At 55.6% G+C, this 16241-nt stretch carries 14 protein-coding genes; 6 read left to right on the forward strand and 8 right to left on the reverse strand.

What is annotated here, in order from left to right; translation table 11 throughout:
• The first annotated feature begins 11 nt into the window (after positions 1-11).
• A complete protein-coding gene (locus tag B2R48_RS17670; RefSeq protein WP_297003108.1) occupies positions 12-470 on the forward strand; it encodes a pyridoxamine 5'-phosphate oxidase family protein in 459 nt (152 codons plus the stop codon).
• On the opposite strand, the gene B2R48_RS17675 is transcribed toward B2R48_RS17670, so the two are convergent.
• Together B2R48_RS17675 and B2R48_RS17680 are read right to left on the reverse strand one after the other, a co-directional pair.
• Positions 467-1348 (reverse strand): DMT family transporter, encoded by an 882-nt coding sequence (locus tag B2R48_RS17675; RefSeq protein WP_297003110.1) that lies wholly within the window; start codon positions 1346-1348, stop codon positions 467-469. The two genes, B2R48_RS17670 and B2R48_RS17675, sit on opposite strands and share 4 nt — an antisense overlap.
• Positions 1349-1393: 45 nt before the next feature.
• Positions 1394-2332: a LysR family transcriptional regulator gene (locus B2R48_RS17680; RefSeq protein WP_297003111.1), complete on the reverse strand. Its 939-nt coding sequence runs from the start codon at positions 2330-2332 to the stop codon at positions 1394-1396.
• A 96-nt stretch (positions 2333-2428) separates the two neighbouring features.
• Between B2R48_RS17680 and B2R48_RS17685 the strand changes: the two genes are divergently transcribed.
• Positions 2429-3289 (forward strand): SDR family oxidoreductase, encoded by an 861-nt coding sequence (locus tag B2R48_RS17685; RefSeq protein WP_297003113.1) that lies wholly within the window; start codon positions 2429-2431, stop codon positions 3287-3289.
• 122 nt (positions 3290-3411) lie between these two features.
• Here B2R48_RS17685 and B2R48_RS17690 read toward each other — a convergent pair whose 3' ends face one another.
• The gene (locus tag B2R48_RS17690) at positions 3412-4266 is read right to left on the reverse strand and encodes a D-amino-acid transaminase (protein WP_213474742.1); all 855 of its coding nucleotides are present in this window, start codon (positions 4264-4266) and stop codon (positions 3412-3414) included.
• Positions 4267-4663: 397 nt separating this feature from the next.
• On the opposite strand from B2R48_RS17690, the gene B2R48_RS17695 reads away from it, so the two are divergent.
• The gene (locus B2R48_RS17695; protein WP_213474743.1) at positions 4664-5572 is read left to right on the forward strand and encodes an arylamine N-acetyltransferase family protein; all 909 of its coding nucleotides are present in this window, start codon (positions 4664-4666) and stop codon (positions 5570-5572) included.
• 100 nt (positions 5573-5672) lie between these two features.
• Here the strand turns inward: B2R48_RS17695 and B2R48_RS17700 are convergent, their stop codons facing one another.
• The 4 genes from B2R48_RS17700 to B2R48_RS17715 form a co-directional block, all read right to left on the reverse strand.
• On the reverse strand, positions 5673-6431 hold the full coding sequence (locus B2R48_RS17700; protein WP_297003117.1) for a substrate-binding periplasmic protein: 759 nt from the start codon (positions 6429-6431) through the stop codon (positions 5673-5675).
• 85 nt (positions 6432-6516) lie between these two features.
• Entirely contained in the window at positions 6517-6903 is a 387-nt protein-coding gene (locus tag B2R48_RS17705) for a c-type cytochrome (protein WP_297003119.1), read from the reverse strand.
• Between the two features lie 209 nt (positions 6904-7112).
• Entirely contained in the window at positions 7113-8276 is a 1164-nt protein-coding gene (locus tag B2R48_RS17710) for a hypothetical protein (RefSeq protein WP_297003120.1), read from the reverse strand.
• A 219-nt stretch (positions 8277-8495) separates the two neighbouring features.
• A complete protein-coding gene (locus tag B2R48_RS17715; RefSeq protein WP_062955655.1) occupies positions 8496-9164 on the reverse strand; it encodes a TetR/AcrR family transcriptional regulator in 669 nt (222 codons plus the stop codon).
• Positions 9165-9302: 138 nt separating this feature from the next.
• On the opposite strand from B2R48_RS17715, the gene B2R48_RS17720 reads away from it, so the two are divergent.
• Both B2R48_RS17720 and B2R48_RS17725 read left to right on the forward strand, forming a co-directional pair.
• Positions 9303-10469, forward strand: a complete 1167-nt coding sequence (locus tag B2R48_RS17720) for an efflux RND transporter periplasmic adaptor subunit (RefSeq protein WP_213474747.1) — start codon at positions 9303-9305, stop codon at positions 10467-10469.
• 11 nt (positions 10470-10480) lie between these two features.
• Complete coding sequence (locus B2R48_RS17725; RefSeq protein WP_297003124.1) at positions 10481-13627, forward strand: efflux RND transporter permease subunit; 3147 nt, start codon at positions 10481-10483, stop codon at positions 13625-13627.
• A 252-nt stretch (positions 13628-13879) separates the two neighbouring features.
• Here B2R48_RS17725 and B2R48_RS17730 read toward each other — a convergent pair whose 3' ends face one another.
• Entirely contained in the window at positions 13880-15469 is a 1590-nt protein-coding gene (locus B2R48_RS17730; protein WP_297003126.1) for an FGGY-family carbohydrate kinase, read from the reverse strand.
• 226 nt (positions 15470-15695) lie between these two features.
• Between B2R48_RS17730 and B2R48_RS17735 the strand changes: the two genes are divergently transcribed.
• Positions 15696-16241, forward strand: a 546-nt coding sequence (locus B2R48_RS17735; RefSeq protein ID WP_297003129.1) for an HAD family hydrolase, incomplete at its 3' end; no start/stop codon positions are given.

Consider the following 16241-nt stretch of genomic DNA (forward strand, 5'->3'; position numbering starts at 1 on the left):
CGGAGACTGCCATGCTGACCGATGAAATCCGTGATTACGCCAATCGTTCGGTTCTGTGCTGGATGGCGACAGGTTCTGATGCCGGGCCGTCGGTCAGTCCCAAGGAAATCTTTGCGTGCTTTGGTGAAGGCCGCATTATCATCGCCAATATCGCTTCCCCGCAATCGGTTCAGAATATCGCGCGCAATCCGCAGGTTTGTGTGAGTTTCGTGGATGTGTTTTCGCAGCGCGGCTGGCAGCTTTATGGATCGGCAATTCTGATGCGCAAAGGCGATGCGGGGTTTGACGAACGCCAGGTCATTTTGCAGGGCATGGCGGGTGATGCCTTTCGGGTAGGGACCCTGTTTGATGTCACGGTGACCAAGGCCAATGAAATCCTTGCCCCCAGCTACCGGTTCAAAAAGGACGTTACCGAGGCTGAGATGCGCGAAGGCGCCATGCGGACCTATGGTGTTAAACCCCGCGACTAGTTTTCTGCCGTAACCTTGCTTTCGCGAAAGATCACGAACAGGCCGCTGGCCGTAATGATCGCAGCCCCGACAAAGGTCAGCATATCAGGCGTTTCGCCCCAGAACAGCCAGCCAAGGGCGGTGGCCCAGATGAGGGCTGTGTAGTCGAACGGTGCCACGGTCGGCGCCTCGGCAAAGCGAAACGCCTGGGTGATCATGGTAATCCCGACCGAGCCAAAAGCCGCAATCGCGACAAACAGCCAGATGTCCTCAGGCCTTACAGATGTCCAGACGAACAGGGCCGGGATGCAGGTCAGGATGCCACTGGTCAGGCTGAGATAGAGCAACAATGTCCACATGGTTTCACGCGTATCAACAAAACGCGCGCTTAGCATCAGCAATGCATAGGCAAGTGCGGTTGCAATCGGCAGCAGCGACATGAGCTCAAACGTCGCGGCACCCGGCCGGACAATCACCAGAACGCCCATGAACCCGACACTGACCGCAAGCCAGCGCCGCCAGCCGACACGGGCAATGAAAATTGCCGAAAGGGCGGTGATGAAAAGCGGGGCGACAAAGGCCAGTGCCGTTGCCTCGGCCAGGCCAAGGTGATGGATGCTGGTAAAGAACATCACCGTGGCGGCAATCCAGATGACACCGCGCATGAAATGCACGCCAACCCGGTGTGAGCGCAATCCATGATAGCCGCCCATCTTCAGCGCCAGCAGGAAGGCAAAGGGAAGCGTGATCATGTTGCGCATGAAGATGATCTGAAACGGGGAATAATGATCCATCAGGCTCTTGGCCAGTGCATCATTGATGCAAAGCGCTGCGACCCCGCCACACATCGTCATGATGCCGGCAAGGTTTTTCTGGCGTGATGTGCTGCTGGACGTCATCGCCCCTGTCCCCGCGTTTTGGTCCGGTTTTTGTCATTGTTAAAATCAGATATCCCTTTCCAGATATCCGGTTCGCAACGCAGGGTCGAGCGATTTCATCACATCAATAAAGGCGCGTAAGGGTGGGGGAACGCGCCGGTGGTCCGGGTAATACAGGAAAAGCCCCGGAATTTCGGGCAGCCAGTCATCCAGCACCGTCACAAGATCACCACTGGCGATGGCGCGCGCGGCATAAATCTCGGACACGTAAGCAATACCAAGCCCCTGTCGGGCGGCATCGACCATCAGATCATGACGATCGAGCGTCAGCGGGCCGGAAACATCAATCGAGATTTCCTGACCCTGCTTTTCGAAATCCCAGTGATAGATCTTGCCGCTGGGAAAGCGATGGCGGATACAATCGTGGTTGTGCAAATCATCGGGTACGATCGGGCGGGGACGGGTTTTGAAATAGTCCGGTGACGCAACCGCGACAAACCGAAATGGCGGGCCAAAGCGTACTGCGACCATATCAAGCGGTACGGTTTCGCCCAATCGTGCCCCGGCATCAAAACCGCCTGCGACGATATCGACCAGGCGTCCCTCGGTCACCAGATCAATCGCCACATCCGGATACCGTTTGCGCATTTCCGGCACGACATGACGGGTCAAAAGGCGCGCAGCCCCATCAGATGTATTGATGCGCACCGTGCCGGACGTCCCACCGGTGCGAAAGCTGTCAACCGTGCCCATGGCTTCTTCAAGGTTGACCAGTGCCGGGCGCAACCGGTCCAAAAGCTGTTCGCCCGCCTCGGTCAGCGAAACACTGCGCGTGGTGCGATGAAACAGACGGATATCAAGATTGCTTTCCATGTTGCGTAGCGCGTGACTGAGGGTGGAGGGCGCAACACCCAGCGCATCAGCCGCCTTGCGAAAGCTGCGATGTTCAGCAACGGCGATGAAGAACCGCATGTCATTCAAGGTCGGCTGACTGATTGCGGGCATATTTTCACTAACCCATCCAAATTAAGCGCAGTTATCACAACAATCATTGGTTTCTATAGTCCCCCCATGTTCAGAGCAAGACAGAAAGGAACTGACATGGACAAGACATGGTTGATTACCGGTGCATCGTCCGGGTTTGGTCGTGGGCTGGTGGAAAAACTGCTGGCACGTGGAGATCGGGTGATCGCGACCGTGCGGCGCACGGGATCGCTTGACGATCTGGTCGCGCAATATGGTGAGCGCCTGCGTGTTGCGTATCTTGATGTCAGCGATACGGATGCGGTTCAGGCAACTGTCGATAAGGCCTTTGCCGACGTCGGACGCATTGATTTCATCGTGAGTAACGCCGCCTTTGGCATCCTTGGTGCGGCCGAGGAAACCGGCATTGATCAGATGCGCCACATTATTGATACCAATCTTTTGGGATCAATTGTTGTGATCAAGGCCGCCTTGCCGCATCTGCGTGCGCAAGGATCGGGGCGCATCATTCAGGTATCGTCCGAAGGCGGGCAGATCGCCTATCCGGGCTTTAGCCTGTATCACGCGACCAAATGGGGCATTGAGGGCTTTGTTGAATCCCTTGCCAAGGAAGTCGCGCCATTTGACATCGAATTCATGATTGTCGAGCCGGGACCGGCACGAACACCGTTTATCGGCTCTATCGTTCAGCCGGACCCGATTGCTGCCTATGACGGCACGCCGGCCCATGACCTGAAAGAAGCGGCCTTTGGCGGTGGCTGGGTGATCAAGGGCGATCCGGCCCGGATGGTCGATGCAATGATTGCGGCTTCGGATGCACCCCACATGCCATTTCGCCTGTTGCTGGGCTCGGATGCCTATGCCGGTGTGCGCGCGGCATTGACCGAACGTCTGGCGGTGCTTGAAGCTGGCAAGGACGTCACCCTTGCAGCGGACTTTACCGAAGAAGAACTTGCCGCGATGCAGGCAACGGTTTGAAACGCAAATCAAACCCCGCAAATCAAACCCTGATGTAAAAGAAAACGCCGCCCGAAGACGGGCGGCGTTTTGCAGTTTGATCGACATTGAGGAGACGATCATTCAAAGCTTTTCAAGGCAGATCAGAGTGCCATCTTGCGGTTGGCGTCGATATAGATCTCCCGCAGGCGCTTGGCGACCGGGCCCGGAACGCCATCGCCAATCGGCTTGTCATCAATTTCGACAACCGGGCAGACAAAGGCAGAAGCCGAGGTGGAAAAGGCCTCTGACGCATTCTGGGCTTCTTCGACCGTGAAGTGGCGTTCTTCGACTTTAAGCTGCAGTTCCTCGGCACATTTCAGAACCGATGCGCGCGTGATGCCATGCAAGATGTCTGTCGACAGTTCGCGGGTGACGATCGTGCCGTCCTTGGTGACGATATAGGCGTTGTTGCTTGAACCTTCGGTGATGTAACCATCCAGCACCATCCAGGCATCGTCCTTGCCCTGTGCAGCGACGTCGGTTTTCAGAAGCGACGCATAAAGCAGCTGGACGGTTTTGATGTCCGAGCGGCGCCAGCGGATATCGGGGAAGGTCATGATCTTCTGACCACGTTCGGCCAGTGGCGAATTGATCAGCGATTTGCTTTGCGTGAACATCACGATGGTCGGCGGCGTCGTTTTGGAGATCGCAAAATCACGATCACCGGCCGAACCGCGCGATACCTGAAGGTAAATCAGGCCTTCGGTGATGTCATTGAGCTTCACCAGTTCGCGGTGCGCTTCCAGAAGCTGGTCGATATCGGGTTTGAAATCGAATTTCAGTTCCTTGAGCGAGCGTTCCAGGCGCTTCATATGACCCATAAAGTCAATCAGCTTGCCATCAAGGACCGAGGTAACCTCATACACGCCGTCGGCGAACAGGAAGGATCGGTCAAAAATCGAAATCTTTGCTTCGGTTTCCGGCAAAAACTCGCCGTTCACATAAACAGTGCGCATCGTAACTTTCCTGTCTGACAAGCGGATCTTTTGCGACCCGTCTTGGGTGGATAAAGCGACGTTTCCAAAGGTCAGCCTTATAACGGGATCTTTTGTTGATCCATGGCGACCGTGTGTTTCAACGTTTCAAGAGTCTCAAATATCACAGGCACACGCAATCTGTCGCGCAAAAGCTCTATATCGTGCGTGGAAAAGGTGGATTGTTGCTTTTACAGGGCGTGATTATGGCTGTTGATATTCTTAATGGGCCATAATTTCCGAAATTGTTCGAAGATTATTCGATTTAAAATTTTTCGATTTTTTGCGTTTGACCGTAACATAGGTTGAGGTTCTATCGTCCTGCTTCATGAGATCAAACGATGATGAAAAGACATCGTCAAAGGAATGGAGCCTTGTGATGAATAGCCACCAGCCCGTCACCCATAACGCCCTGGTCGCACCAGACCATGACGCTTTGCAAAGCCGGATCAATGCCAGTTGGGCCGCCCCGATCAAACGCCCGAAACAGGAAGTGGATCTCGATGCCTATTTTGCCCGGATCGGTTATGACGGCCCGCGCGAAGCCACACTGGAAGTTTTGCAAACCCTGCATGCGATGCATCCGGCAACCATCCCGTTCGAAGCGATTGATGTGTTCAATGACGCGCCCATCAGCATCGATCCGGAGCGCGTCGATCAAAAGCTGATTCATGACAAACGGGGTGGCTATTGTTTTGAGCAAAACGGCCTGTTTCGCCGGGTGTTGCGCAGCCTCGGCTTTGAGGTCGAAGGTCTGGCCGGGCGGGTTTTATGGGGCTATGGCCCAAACGATATGCCCCGTCCGCGCTGTCATATGGCCAACCGGGTGATGATCGACGGCGAAGCTTGGCTTGCCGATGTTGGATTGGGTGGTTGCGTGCCGACCGGGCCGTTGTTGCTTGATGTCGAAACGCCGCAATCGACCCCGCATGACACATACCGTGTAACCAAGGGGGCGCACAGCTATCGGATTGAACTGGAACGCGATGGCGTCTGGAAGGCTGTGCACGAGGTCGATATCGCGCCGGTTTCGGATATCGATTACGAGGTGATGAACTGGTACGCATCAGATCACCCGGACAGCGTTTTTTGCAAAACCCTGATGGTCGCGCGTTCTGCCCCGTTTGCCCGCTTTACCCTGCTCAATAACCGTCTGAACATCCGGCTGGTCACTGGCGAGGAAGAACAACACACGCTCAGCGTCGGGGATATTCCCCAAACGCTTAAAGACATTTTTGGCATCGAGCCGGACCCGGCCTGGCGCTGGGCCTTTGCCAGATTGGCATAGCGCCGGTAACTGCGAACGACTGTGCGGTGTTCGTGGTTGCGGTGTTACAGGCCATGGCGGGGCTGCACCCCTGTCATGGCCTGATTTCCTCTAGGCGCGATCAGTAACGCAGCGTCAATCCATGTTTCTCTACAAGCTGGGTATAGGTGCCCGATGATTTGATCTCTGCCATGGCCTCGTTGAAGCGCTTGAGCAATACGTCATTGTTTGGAAAGGTCTTGGACGTCATTAAATGCAGGCCTGCCCCGTCAATCAATGGGGTTTCCAGCGTATAGAAGTTTGCCACTTCTTCAGGTGGGAACAATTGACGAATTTGATACCACGCGATGGTGGTTGCTGTCGGGAAAAGGTCGATGCGCCCGAGTTGAAGGCGCCTTAAGTTCTGCTCTTCGGAATGAGCATAATCGACATTAAGACCGGCTTCCTCGAACCAGCTTTCATAGTAGTAGCCATACACGCCACCTATCCGATAGCCGCGTAAGTCGGCAAGCTCGGTATAGTTATAACGTGGTTCGTTGCCGTGTTTGTCATAGGCAAAGAAATGGGAATCTTGCAAATACAGCGGATCAGAAAAGGCAAAGGTCTGCTCGCGGAGCTCGGTCTTGCGATAAGGGATAGTGCCCCACGCGTTATGGTTTTCTACTTCCTGCTGGCATCGGCGCCAGGGCATAATCTCAAAGCGGAACCTGACCCCCATTCTTGCGCCAATTTCGGTAAACAGGTTGGGCAAGAAGCTGTTCTCCACATCTTCATTGACATAGGGAGGATAAATATTTGTGGCGATCAAAAGTGATTCCTGTGCCCTTGCGACAAGTGGCAAAAGCAAGAACGTCAGAACAACAACAAGCCGGTAGAACAAGGCCGTCTCCGATATCGGGAATGTGGCGGTGTGTTCTATATGGCTAGTTGGTCAAATTGTTAAAAGGGGGGGGGCTCGCAAAGGTTTATTGTTTGGCAGATTCATTCGCTTTTTGCGTGAGCTTGTCCATATAGCTCAGAAGATCGGCGATGGTTTCGGGCGTGAAGGAAAATTCCGGCATGGTCACGCTTTCATGCGAAACCGTGATGCCTTCGGCAAGGGCCTCTTCAAGGTTTTCAAGCGGCCAGCGCTGGCCGAAACTGGCAAGGGCCGGGGCGTTGGTTACATTGGGGTCCGGCAGGGGATCGCCTTCGAATTTGGTGTGGCAGCGCAAACAGGTCTGCTCGGCAATTGATTGGCCGCGTTCGACATTGCCATATGCCTCGCCCTTGTGCGCCATATAGTCGCTGATCCCCCACATGCCCAAGGCGACAACACCGGTCAACAGGATGACAAGGCTGGTTTTCTGCATGGAGGGCTCCCTGATGGCGATTTTGAATCTGTTCTAATCGCCGGTATAGCAAGCCAAGGTAACGAATTTCCTAAGGCCTTTTTGGGCCAAATCATCCAGTCGGGGCCTTCGTGCAAGATCATGCAATGGCGCGTTTGCCCGTGGTGCAGACTTTGTCGCAGCGAAGAAATGACGGGATGTCGGCTTTAAAAAAGCAACCAAGGCAACCGTTAGCTGCCATCCGCTGTGCGAAACACTGTCAGGCCATTGACCACAACCCGGCCATCGGGCAGCAACTGACCATCATATTCGGTCGTGCCTTGCGGGCCGGGGCGTCCGGCGGCAAGTCCATTAACGGCAAACGGCACAAGTGCGCCCAAAAGCGTCGGGCTGTCGGGGGTGCCAAGCAAATCAACAAGCTTGTCCTGGCCCAGAAGCCGGAAGTCAAAATCACCGGTGAAGCCATAGCGTGCGGCGGCCTGTGCAAGGAACTCGCCAGATCCAAGTGCTTCGAGGCCGCGGGATTCAACATAGAATTCGTCAACTTTGACCGGCGCGCCGTTCTGGGCAGCCTTTTTCCACAGCGCATCGCCGATTTGGCGACGGGCAAAGCGCGGGGCGGTTCCTGTAAGGATATCGTGGAAGCCCTTTTCAATGATCGGCTGGGCGTCTGACCATGGAAGTCCGTCGCTGCTGGTTTTTACCCGCACCGTGCGCGGCTGCAGAAGACTTGGCAGCCACAAACCATCATGGGCGTAATCAAGGCGGGTGTTTCCGTCTTCACCGGGATACAAGGAGAAATTGGTCGATTTGATCGAGCCGCGTTTTTCGCGATTTGGTCCGGTCCATTCGGCCGCTTGCCAGCCAATACGCGCCATTTCAGGCAGCCATTGGATGATCAGGCCGTTCATCATCCAGTGCTTGCGCGAGACCGGTTCCTCGCCAACCAGAAAATCGGCGAAGCCGTCAAAGGTGACAGGCACATTGCGCGCTGTATCCCAGCGCAGATACCCACCGGCATTGCGGAGCGTCAATTCGCGCTGGTCGCTGGTTGCTTCGACCAGCATTCTGGCCCGTTCTGGCAGTTTGACGTCAAGATCAACCTGATCGGAATTGTCGGTATCGCGCACAGAAACCAGAACATCATCCATAACCAGCTGGCGCGGGGTGGAATAACCGTTGAGATCAAGGGAAATAGCGTCATAGACGAGCTCAACCGCGTTCCCGTCAATCGTACGTGCATCGACCTCGGTCGCGGAAATGCCTGATTGCATCAGGATTGCATCGACGGCAGTGCGGGCATCCTCGATGGAAATTGCCTGCGCACGGGTCGCAAGACTTGCAATGGAAATCGCAAGAACGCCAAAGCCGGTAAGTGCCTTTCGCAACTGCATGACGGGGTCCTTTTACGTGACGTGATGTGCAGTTCTGCGTCGCCATCATGGCAACACGCCCCAGAGTTTATCGCAAATTTGGTAATGTTAGGGCAAAATCAACTTGATCTGACGCTTGGCAGCTTTTTCGAGCAGGCGCTTTGTTTCATCACAACTGACAGGATGCTGTCAGGAGGGTGGCGTTATTAGTGCCTGACGTTACTCGGAAACAAGGGGAGGTTAACTGCCACAGCCGAACATTTCGCGCGTTTCGGGTGTTGCGATGCCACACAGGAAGGTTTCAACCGCGCGCGATACACGTGCGCTGATCTGCTGATCGGTCATCGGGGGGCGCGGGTTGTGTTTCATGATGCGCGATTGCCAGTCGCCGATGATCATCGATTCAAACATCTCTGCCGAATGGTCCGGGTCTTCAATTTTAATCCGGCCGAGTTTCTGTTGCCGCGAAAGATAGTCTGCAAGGTGTTTGCGTGTGCTGTCGGGACCGACTTCAAAGAATTTCTCTATCAGAGGTAGAAAATGCTGACCTTCGGAATACAGAATTTGGGTGAAGCGGGCGACTTCCTCGGTTACAATCTTCTGGGCCAGTTTCGTGCCGAAGTCCGTCAGGGCATCACGGGGAGGGAGGTCGGTTTCCAGCGAAATATGCAGTTCGGCGGAGAATTCCTTGCAGCGCTCGGTCATGACAGCGGCAAGCAAGCCATCCTTTCCGCCGAAAGCTTCGTACAGGGTTGTGCGCGACCCGCCCGATTGCGAGATGACGTCGTTCAGGGTGACACCGGCAAAGCCACGTTCAAGCAATAACGCCCATGCAGCATCCATCATTGCACGACGGCGTGCTGTACCGCGAGCGTGTTGTTTTTCATGCTTTTCTGGCGTTTCGCTCATCTTTGTCAGTTCTGCTGTTATTGGGTCTTGATCGTGCAGTGCACAAAGTGTACTGTACCGTACAGTATTCATGAATGCAATGGCAAAGCGTCCACCACATTGCTTTGCAGGGACTTAGAAGGAATAAGCATTTTGTCCATGCGATCTAGTTTGAAATTCGCTGGTTTGGCAGCGCTTGTCGTGCTTGTAGCAGCCTGCAGCGAACAGAATGAAGGCGGCGGGCAGCAAGCCAACGCCCAGCAGCAACCGCAGGCGACGCCGGTCGGTACTGTCACGCTAAACGCCCAGACGGTTGGCCTGGTTGAAGAAATGCCGGGCCGTACTGTGGCCTTCCGCCAAGCAGACATTCGCCCCCAGGTCGACGGTATTATCAAGGAACGCAACTTCACCGAGGGTGCGTTTGTTGAAGCCGGTCAGCAGCTTTATATGATTGATCAGGAAGTTTATCTGGCGCGTGTTGATGCCGCCCAGGCCGAACTGACCCGTCAGCGCGCCACCCTTGATCAGACGACCAAGACGCGTTCGCGCTATGACCCGCTGATCAAGTCGCAAGCTGTCAGCCAGCAAACCTATGACGATGCGGTGGCCGCCGAAGCACAGGCCAAGGCCGCTGTGGCAGCTGCGCGTGCGGAACTGGAACAGGCCCGTATTGATCTGGCCTATACCACGGTCACCGCACCGATTTCCGGTCAGATCAGCTCGTCTGATTATTCCGAAGGTGCGCTTGTGACTGCCAATCAGTCGGCAAAACTGACCACCATTACCCAGCTTGACCCGATCTATGTCGATGTGACCCAGGCCGGTGGCCGGTTGCTGAAGATCAAGCAGGCGGTTCAGAACGGCCGGATCAAGGGCGTTACCGAAGGCCAGATCGAGGTCAACCTGATCATTGATGCGACCGGTGCGGAATATCCGCACACAGGCACCTTGCAGTTCTCGGACGTTACTGTGAACGAAACCACCGGCACGGTCCGTTTGCGCGCAGTCTTCCCGAACCCGGATGGAACCCTTCTGCCGGGCATGTTTGTGCGCGGTCAGGTCCGTCAGGGGCATCTTGAAGGCGCGTTCCTTGTGCCGCAAAAGGCGGTCATGCGCCGCCCGGATGGCTCGGCTTATGCCTATGTTGTCGAGGATGGCAAGGTCGCGTCCAAGGATCTGACGATTGAACAGTCGCAGGGGCAGGATTGGCTGGTGACGGCTGGTCTTGAAGATGGCGCGCAAGTCATTGTTGATGGCATCCAGCGCATCGGACCGGGTGCACCGGTTACGCCGCAGCCTGTTGAAACCGCCAAAGCCGCCGAATAAGGACTTATTCAATGGCAAAATTCTTTATTGATCGCCCCGTCTTTGCCTGGGTTGTCGCCCTGGTGATCATGCTGGCGGGGGGACTGTCGCTTTGGCAGTTGCCGGTGGAGCAATATCCATCGATCGCGCCGCCTTCTGTCGAGATCGAGGCAACCTATCCGGGCGCCTCGGCCAAAACTGTTGAAAACACGGTCACCCAGGTGATCGAACAACAGATGAACGGTCTTGATTATCTGCGTTATATGTCCTCGACCTCGTCGGGTAACGGTCAGGCAACAGTGACCCTGACCTTTGAACCCGAAGCCGATCCCGACATCGCGCAGGTTCAGGTGCAGAACAAACTGCAGGCTGCCATGTCCTCCCTTCCGAGCGAAGTGCAGGAACAGGGTGTAACGGTCAGCAAATCATCGGGCTCGTTCCTGATGGTTGTCGGCTTTGTGTCTTCTGACGGTTCGATGAACGCCGAAGACCTGTCGGACTTTGTTGTGTCGTCGGTCGAAGACCCGATTGCCCGTGTGAACGGCGTTGGTTCGGTTCAGGTATTTGGTGCCCAGCATGCGATGCGCATCTGGCTCGATCCGAACAAGATGCTGGCCTATAACCTGACGGTGATGGATGTTGACGCCGCCATTCAGGCGCAGAACACCGAAGTCACCGCTGGTCAGATTGGCGGTGCGCCGTCTGTCGAGGGTCAGCAGATCAACGCAACCATTACCGCGCAAAGCAAACTGCAGACGGTTGACGAGTTCGCCAACATTCTTCTGAAGGTCGAAACGGACGGGTCGCAAGTTCGTCTTGGGGACGTTGCCCGTATCGAAATCGGTGGCGAAAGCTATGAAATCGTCGGGCGCTACAATGCGGAATCGGCAACCGGTATCGGGATCAACCTTGCAACGGGTGCCAATGCGCTTGATACCGCCGAGGCGGTAAAATCCCGTCTGGCCGAACTGAAACCGTTCTTCCCGCAAGGGATCGAGATCGTCTATCCGTATGACACCACCCCGTTCGTTGAAGTGTCGATCGAGGAAGTGGTTCACACCCTGTTTGAGGCGATTGTCCTCGTCTTCCTGGTGATGTTCCTGTTCCTGCAGAACTGGCGGGCGACGCTTATTCCGACGATTGCTGTGCCGGTTGTTCTGCTTGGCACCTTCGGGATCCTTGCGGCATTCGGATATTCGATCAACACGCTGACCATGTTTGCCATGGTGCTGGCCATCGGTCTTCTGGTGGATGACGCGATTGTTGTGGTGGAAAACGTCGAACGTGTGATGCACGAAGACGGGCTTCCGCCGCGTGAGGCAACGCGTAAATCCATGGGGCAGATCACTGGCGCGCTGATCGGTATTGCGCTGGTTCTGTCGGCCGTGTTTGTGCCGATGGCGTTCTTTGCCGGGTCGACGGGTGCGATTTATCGCCAGTTTTCCATCACCATTGTTTCGGCCATGGTGCTATCGGTTGTTGTGGCAATTGTTCTGACACCGGCCCTTTGTGCGACCATGCTCAAACCCGGTCACACCGATCCGAGCAAGAAAAAAGGTCCGTTTGGCTGGTTTAACCGCGGGTTTGACAAGACCAACAACTTCTATCAGGGCAGTGTTGGTCACGTTGTGAACCGCAAATGGCGCTACCTGTTTGTCTATGGCATTCTGGTTGCGGCTCTGGTTGCCTTGTTTGGCCGTCTGCCGGGCTCGTTCCTGCCCGAAGAAGACCAGGGCATCATGTTCGCCATGGTGCAGTTGCCGGCCGGTGCCTCGCAGGAGCGTACGGTTGAGGTTCTCAAGAAGCTTGAAACCCACTTCATGGAGAACGAGGCCGAAAATATCGACGGTCTGTTCACCGTGGCCGGCTTCTCGTTCGCGGGCAGTGGCCAGAATGCGGGTATTGCGTTTGTGAACCTGAAAGACTGGTCGGAACGTACGCGTCCGGATCAATCGGTCGATGCGGTGATTGGCCGTGCCTATGGTGCGTTTGCGGGTATCCGTGAAGCCATGGTCTTTGCCTTTGCGCCGCCGGCCATTATCGAACTTGGCACGGCGAACGGCTTTGACCTGCAGCTTGTTGACCGCGGTGGTAATGGGCACGATGCCCTGGTTGCGGCCCGCAACCAGCTTTTAGGCATGGCATCGCAGGACCCGCGTCTTGTCGGTGTGCGTCCGAATGGTCTGAATGACACGCCCCAGTTCAACATCAACATCGATCAGGAAAAGGCCAGCGCCCTTGGCGTGAACCTTGCTGATATCAACCGGACGCTGGCGGCGGCCTGGGGGTCAAGCTACGTCAACGACTTCATCGAAAACGGTCGCGTCAAGCGGGTTTACATGCAGGCTGATGCCAAATACCGCATGATGCCCGAAGACATGGATTACTGGTATGTCCGCAACCAGAAGGGCGAGATGGTGCCGATTTCGGCTGTCTCCTCGACCGAGTGGACCTATGGTTCTCCGCGTCTGGAACGCTTTAATGGCCTGTCGTCGCTGAACATTCAGGGTGCAGCCGCACCGGGTGTGGCGTCTGGTGATGCCATGGCAGCAATGGAACAGCTTGTTTCACAGTTGCCGGGTGATATCGGCCTGGAATGGCAGGGATTGTCCTATGAGGAACGCGAAGCAGGCGAGCAGGGCCCGGCACTCTATGCCCTGTCCATGATCGTCGTCTTCCTGTGCTTGGCTGCCCTTTATGAAAGCTGGTCGATCCCGATTTCGGTGATGATGGTTGTGCCGCTCGGTGTTCTTGGTGCGGTGATCGCGGCGATGCTGCGTGGTCTGCCCGATGACGTCTATTTCCAGGTGGCCATCCTGACCACGATCGGTTTGTCGGCCAAGAACGCCATCCTGATTGTCGAGTTCGCCCGCGAACTTTACGACGACGGTATGAGCCTTCTTGATGCAACCGTCGAGGCCGCCCGTCAGCGTCTGCGTCCGATCATCATGACGTCGATGGCGTTTACCCTTGGTGTCGTGCCACTGGCGATTTCGACCGGTGCCGGTGCCGGGGCCCGTGTGGCCGTGGGTACCGGTGTGATGGGCGGGATGATTGCCGCAACCGTGCTGGCGATCTTCTTTGTGCCGCTGTTCTTTGTTCTGATTGTCGGCACCTTTGCCAAGAACCGCACCAAGCGCGGCGAAGTGCAGGCAGCCCACGAACATCCGGCGGAATAAGATTTAAGGCCAGCCTTTGTCAAAAAGGCTGGCCTTAAACGGCATCGCGCCGTGACGGTGCAGATTTAAAGTTTCAATCTGCATGATCCCCCGACCCCGCCGTTGCGCGTGCGAAAGAAAGGGCCGATGCGTTTGCATCGGCCCTTTTGTTTTGACCTCAACCCAAAGTGACGTCAAGCGCCTTTTGGATAGGGTGCGCCGCGCCAAACCCGCACGAACGGCTTAGATATCGTACTTTTGGGCAGGCAAAAATCAGGTTTTGCTCATGCTATCAAGGCTCTGACGGTGGGCGTGCATCTGATGGAAAATGGCGTATCGACGATCATGATCTGCCTTGGCTGACGGATCTGGTGCGTGGGCGGTTTCCTTGCCCGCCATCTGGCGCGCGGCCCTGGCAAGCCCACCTTCCGCATCAAGGGCACCGGCGGCCAACATGGCCGATCCCAGCAGAACCGGCTCTTCGCAATCAGACATCACCACGGTACAGCCGGTCACATCGGCATAGAGTTTCACCAGCACCTGACTTGCCGTATGGCCGCCGCTTAGATGGATGTGGGTGATGTCATATCCGGTATCGTTCATGGCATCGATGATGTGGCGCGTGCCATAGGCAATCGCGCACGCGGTGGCCCAATAAAGCTTCAGGAAGCTTTCCTCGCTTTGATCCAGTGTCAGACCGGAAATCACGCCAAGAGCTTCCGGGTCGGCAAGCGGGGAACGGTTGCCATGGAAATCGGGCAGGACATGCAGGCGCGGGGCCAGATCGGTTTTTTCCGCCATCATCGGCATCAGTTTTTCACCGGCAAGCTTATGGGCATCACGGCCCATATCATGGGAAAACGGATGCATGGCAACGATATGATCAAGCAACGCCCCCGTCGCGGATTGCCCGCCTTCATTCAGCCAAAGGTTCGGGGCAATCGCCCCGAAATAGGGACCCCAGACACCCTTGATAAAACGTGGTTCTTTCGACAAAGCCATATGGCAGGTCGATGTCCCCGCGATCATCGCAAAATGCTGATCAAGGTTGCCATCCAGATATTCGCCAAGCGTGCCAAGCGCCCCGGCATGGGCATCAATCAGGCCAGCCCCGACCACGCAATCGGTTGTCAGACCAAGATCAACTGCCCCCTGTTCGGAAAGCGGTCCGATCAGTTCCCCAACCGCAAGGGCGGGATCATGCATGTTGATCTTGTTATTCAGGTCTTCCATGTCGATGGCTTTCAGGAAATCGCGATCCCACGGCTGATCCTGATGGGCAAGATAGGTCCATTTACACGTTACCGTGCAGCAGGACCGGGCATTGCTGCCAGTGGCGCGGAACGACAGGAAATCGGCCAGATCATAAGCCGCGCCCATTTTCTGCCAAGCGGCATTATGATGGCGTTTCAGCCACATCAATTTGGGGATTTCCATTTCCGGCGACATCGTGCCGCCGATATATTCCAGAACCTTGGCACCGGTGGCTGTGCATTCCTCTGCCTCGCGCACGGCGCGGTGATCCATCCAGACAATCACATCCCAGTTGTCCGCACCATTGGGGGTGACACCCAGTGGCCGGTTATCCTGATCGCGGATCACGAGCGAACATGTGGCATCGAACCCGATGGCGGCAACTTTCTGCGCAGGGACCCCGGATTTGGCCATGGCATCACGTACCGACTGACAGACCGACTGCCAGATATTTTCAGAATCCTGTTCGACGAAATCGGGTTTTGGCCGGTTCATTGCAATCGCGTGTGCGGCACTGCCAAGCAATTTGCCATTGGCGTCAAAAACGCCGGCGCGCGCACTTCCGGTGCCGACATCCACGCCGACAAAGCAAGGATAAGTGGGACTCATGATGGGTCTTCCTCCGCATTATCCCCGGCTTTGCGGAATATCTCCGATGCCGGGTGATCTTTTGTTTGGTCTGGTATCTGGTGTGGCTTCTGACTTGGCCGGGGCTTAGTTTGGCCTGAGTTGATCAAAAGTTCAGTGATTGGTCAAATGTTCATTTTTGTTGACGCTGAACTTATCTCTTAGCTACGCTGTAGCGATAACATAAATCACACAAGCCAGGTTCAACATGGCCCGAGGAAACAATGTCCAAGGCCCGACCGATCATGTCGGGGCCGGTATCGTAACGTCAGCATCAGAGATCCAGGGTCTGTTTGATGCCTGTCGTGTTGTCCTGTTTGACTGTGACGGGGTGCTGGTCAATAGCGAGCCGATCTCGCTGGCGACACTGGTTGACGTGCTTGAGCACTTCAACGCGCCGCTCAGTCTGCGCGACGTATCGGACCGATTTACCGGACGATCAAGTTCAGCACCGATTGAATATATCAAAACCCACACGGGCCGCGATGTCAGCGCGGAATTCAAACCGTATTACTATAAAATGCTGTTTGACCGGTATGATCGCGATCTGAGCAAAATTGACGGAATTGAAACCGTCCTGACCGTCCTTCAGGCACGCGATATTGCCTTTTGTATTTCATCAAGCAGCTCGGTCGAACGGCTTGAAAAAACCATGCAGGTCACGGGTCTTGGCTCATGGTTTGACGAGCGGGTTTATAGTGCAGATTTCGTAAAAAACGGCAAACCGGCGCCGGATCTTTTCCTGCATGCGGCG

Origin of the sequence: Thalassospira sp. UBA848, assembly GCF_002295455.1 — a bacterium.
Classification (GTDB): Bacteria; Pseudomonadota; Alphaproteobacteria; order Rhodospirillales; family Thalassospiraceae; genus Thalassospira.

Excerpts from the sequence above, each read along its gene's own strand:
- B2R48_RS17670 (WP_297003108.1), top strand. The coding sequence starts at position 12 with ATGCTGACCGATGAAATCCGTGATTACGCCAATCGTTCGGTTCTGTGC.
- B2R48_RS17675 (WP_297003110.1), bottom strand. The coding sequence starts at position 1,348 with ATGACGTCCAGCAGCACATCACGCCAGAAAAACCTTGCCGGCATCATG.
- B2R48_RS17680 (WP_297003111.1), bottom strand. The coding sequence starts at position 2,332 with ATGCCCGCAATCAGTCAGCCGACCTTGAATGACATGCGGTTCTTCATC.
- B2R48_RS17685 (WP_297003113.1), top strand. The coding sequence starts at position 2,429 with ATGGACAAGACATGGTTGATTACCGGTGCATCGTCCGGGTTTGGTCGT.
- B2R48_RS17690 (WP_213474742.1), bottom strand. The coding sequence starts at position 4,266 with ATGCGCACTGTTTATGTGAACGGCGAGTTTTTGCCGGAAACCGAAGCA.
- B2R48_RS17695 (WP_213474743.1), top strand. The coding sequence starts at position 4,664 with ATGAATAGCCACCAGCCCGTCACCCATAACGCCCTGGTCGCACCAGAC.
- B2R48_RS17705 (WP_297003119.1), bottom strand. The coding sequence starts at position 6,903 with ATGCAGAAAACCAGCCTTGTCATCCTGTTGACCGGTGTTGTCGCCTTG.
- B2R48_RS17710 (WP_297003120.1), bottom strand. The coding sequence starts at position 8,276 with ATGCAGTTGCGAAAGGCACTTACCGGCTTTGGCGTTCTTGCGATTTCC.
- B2R48_RS17715 (WP_062955655.1), bottom strand. The coding sequence starts at position 9,164 with ATGAGCGAAACGCCAGAAAAGCATGAAAAACAACACGCTCGCGGTACA.
- B2R48_RS17720 (WP_213474747.1), top strand. The coding sequence starts at position 9,303 with ATGCGATCTAGTTTGAAATTCGCTGGTTTGGCAGCGCTTGTCGTGCTT.
- B2R48_RS17725 (WP_297003124.1), top strand. The coding sequence starts at position 10,481 with ATGGCAAAATTCTTTATTGATCGCCCCGTCTTTGCCTGGGTTGTCGCC.
- B2R48_RS17730 (WP_297003126.1), bottom strand. The coding sequence starts at position 15,469 with ATGAGTCCCACTTATCCTTGCTTTGTCGGCGTGGATGTCGGCACCGGA.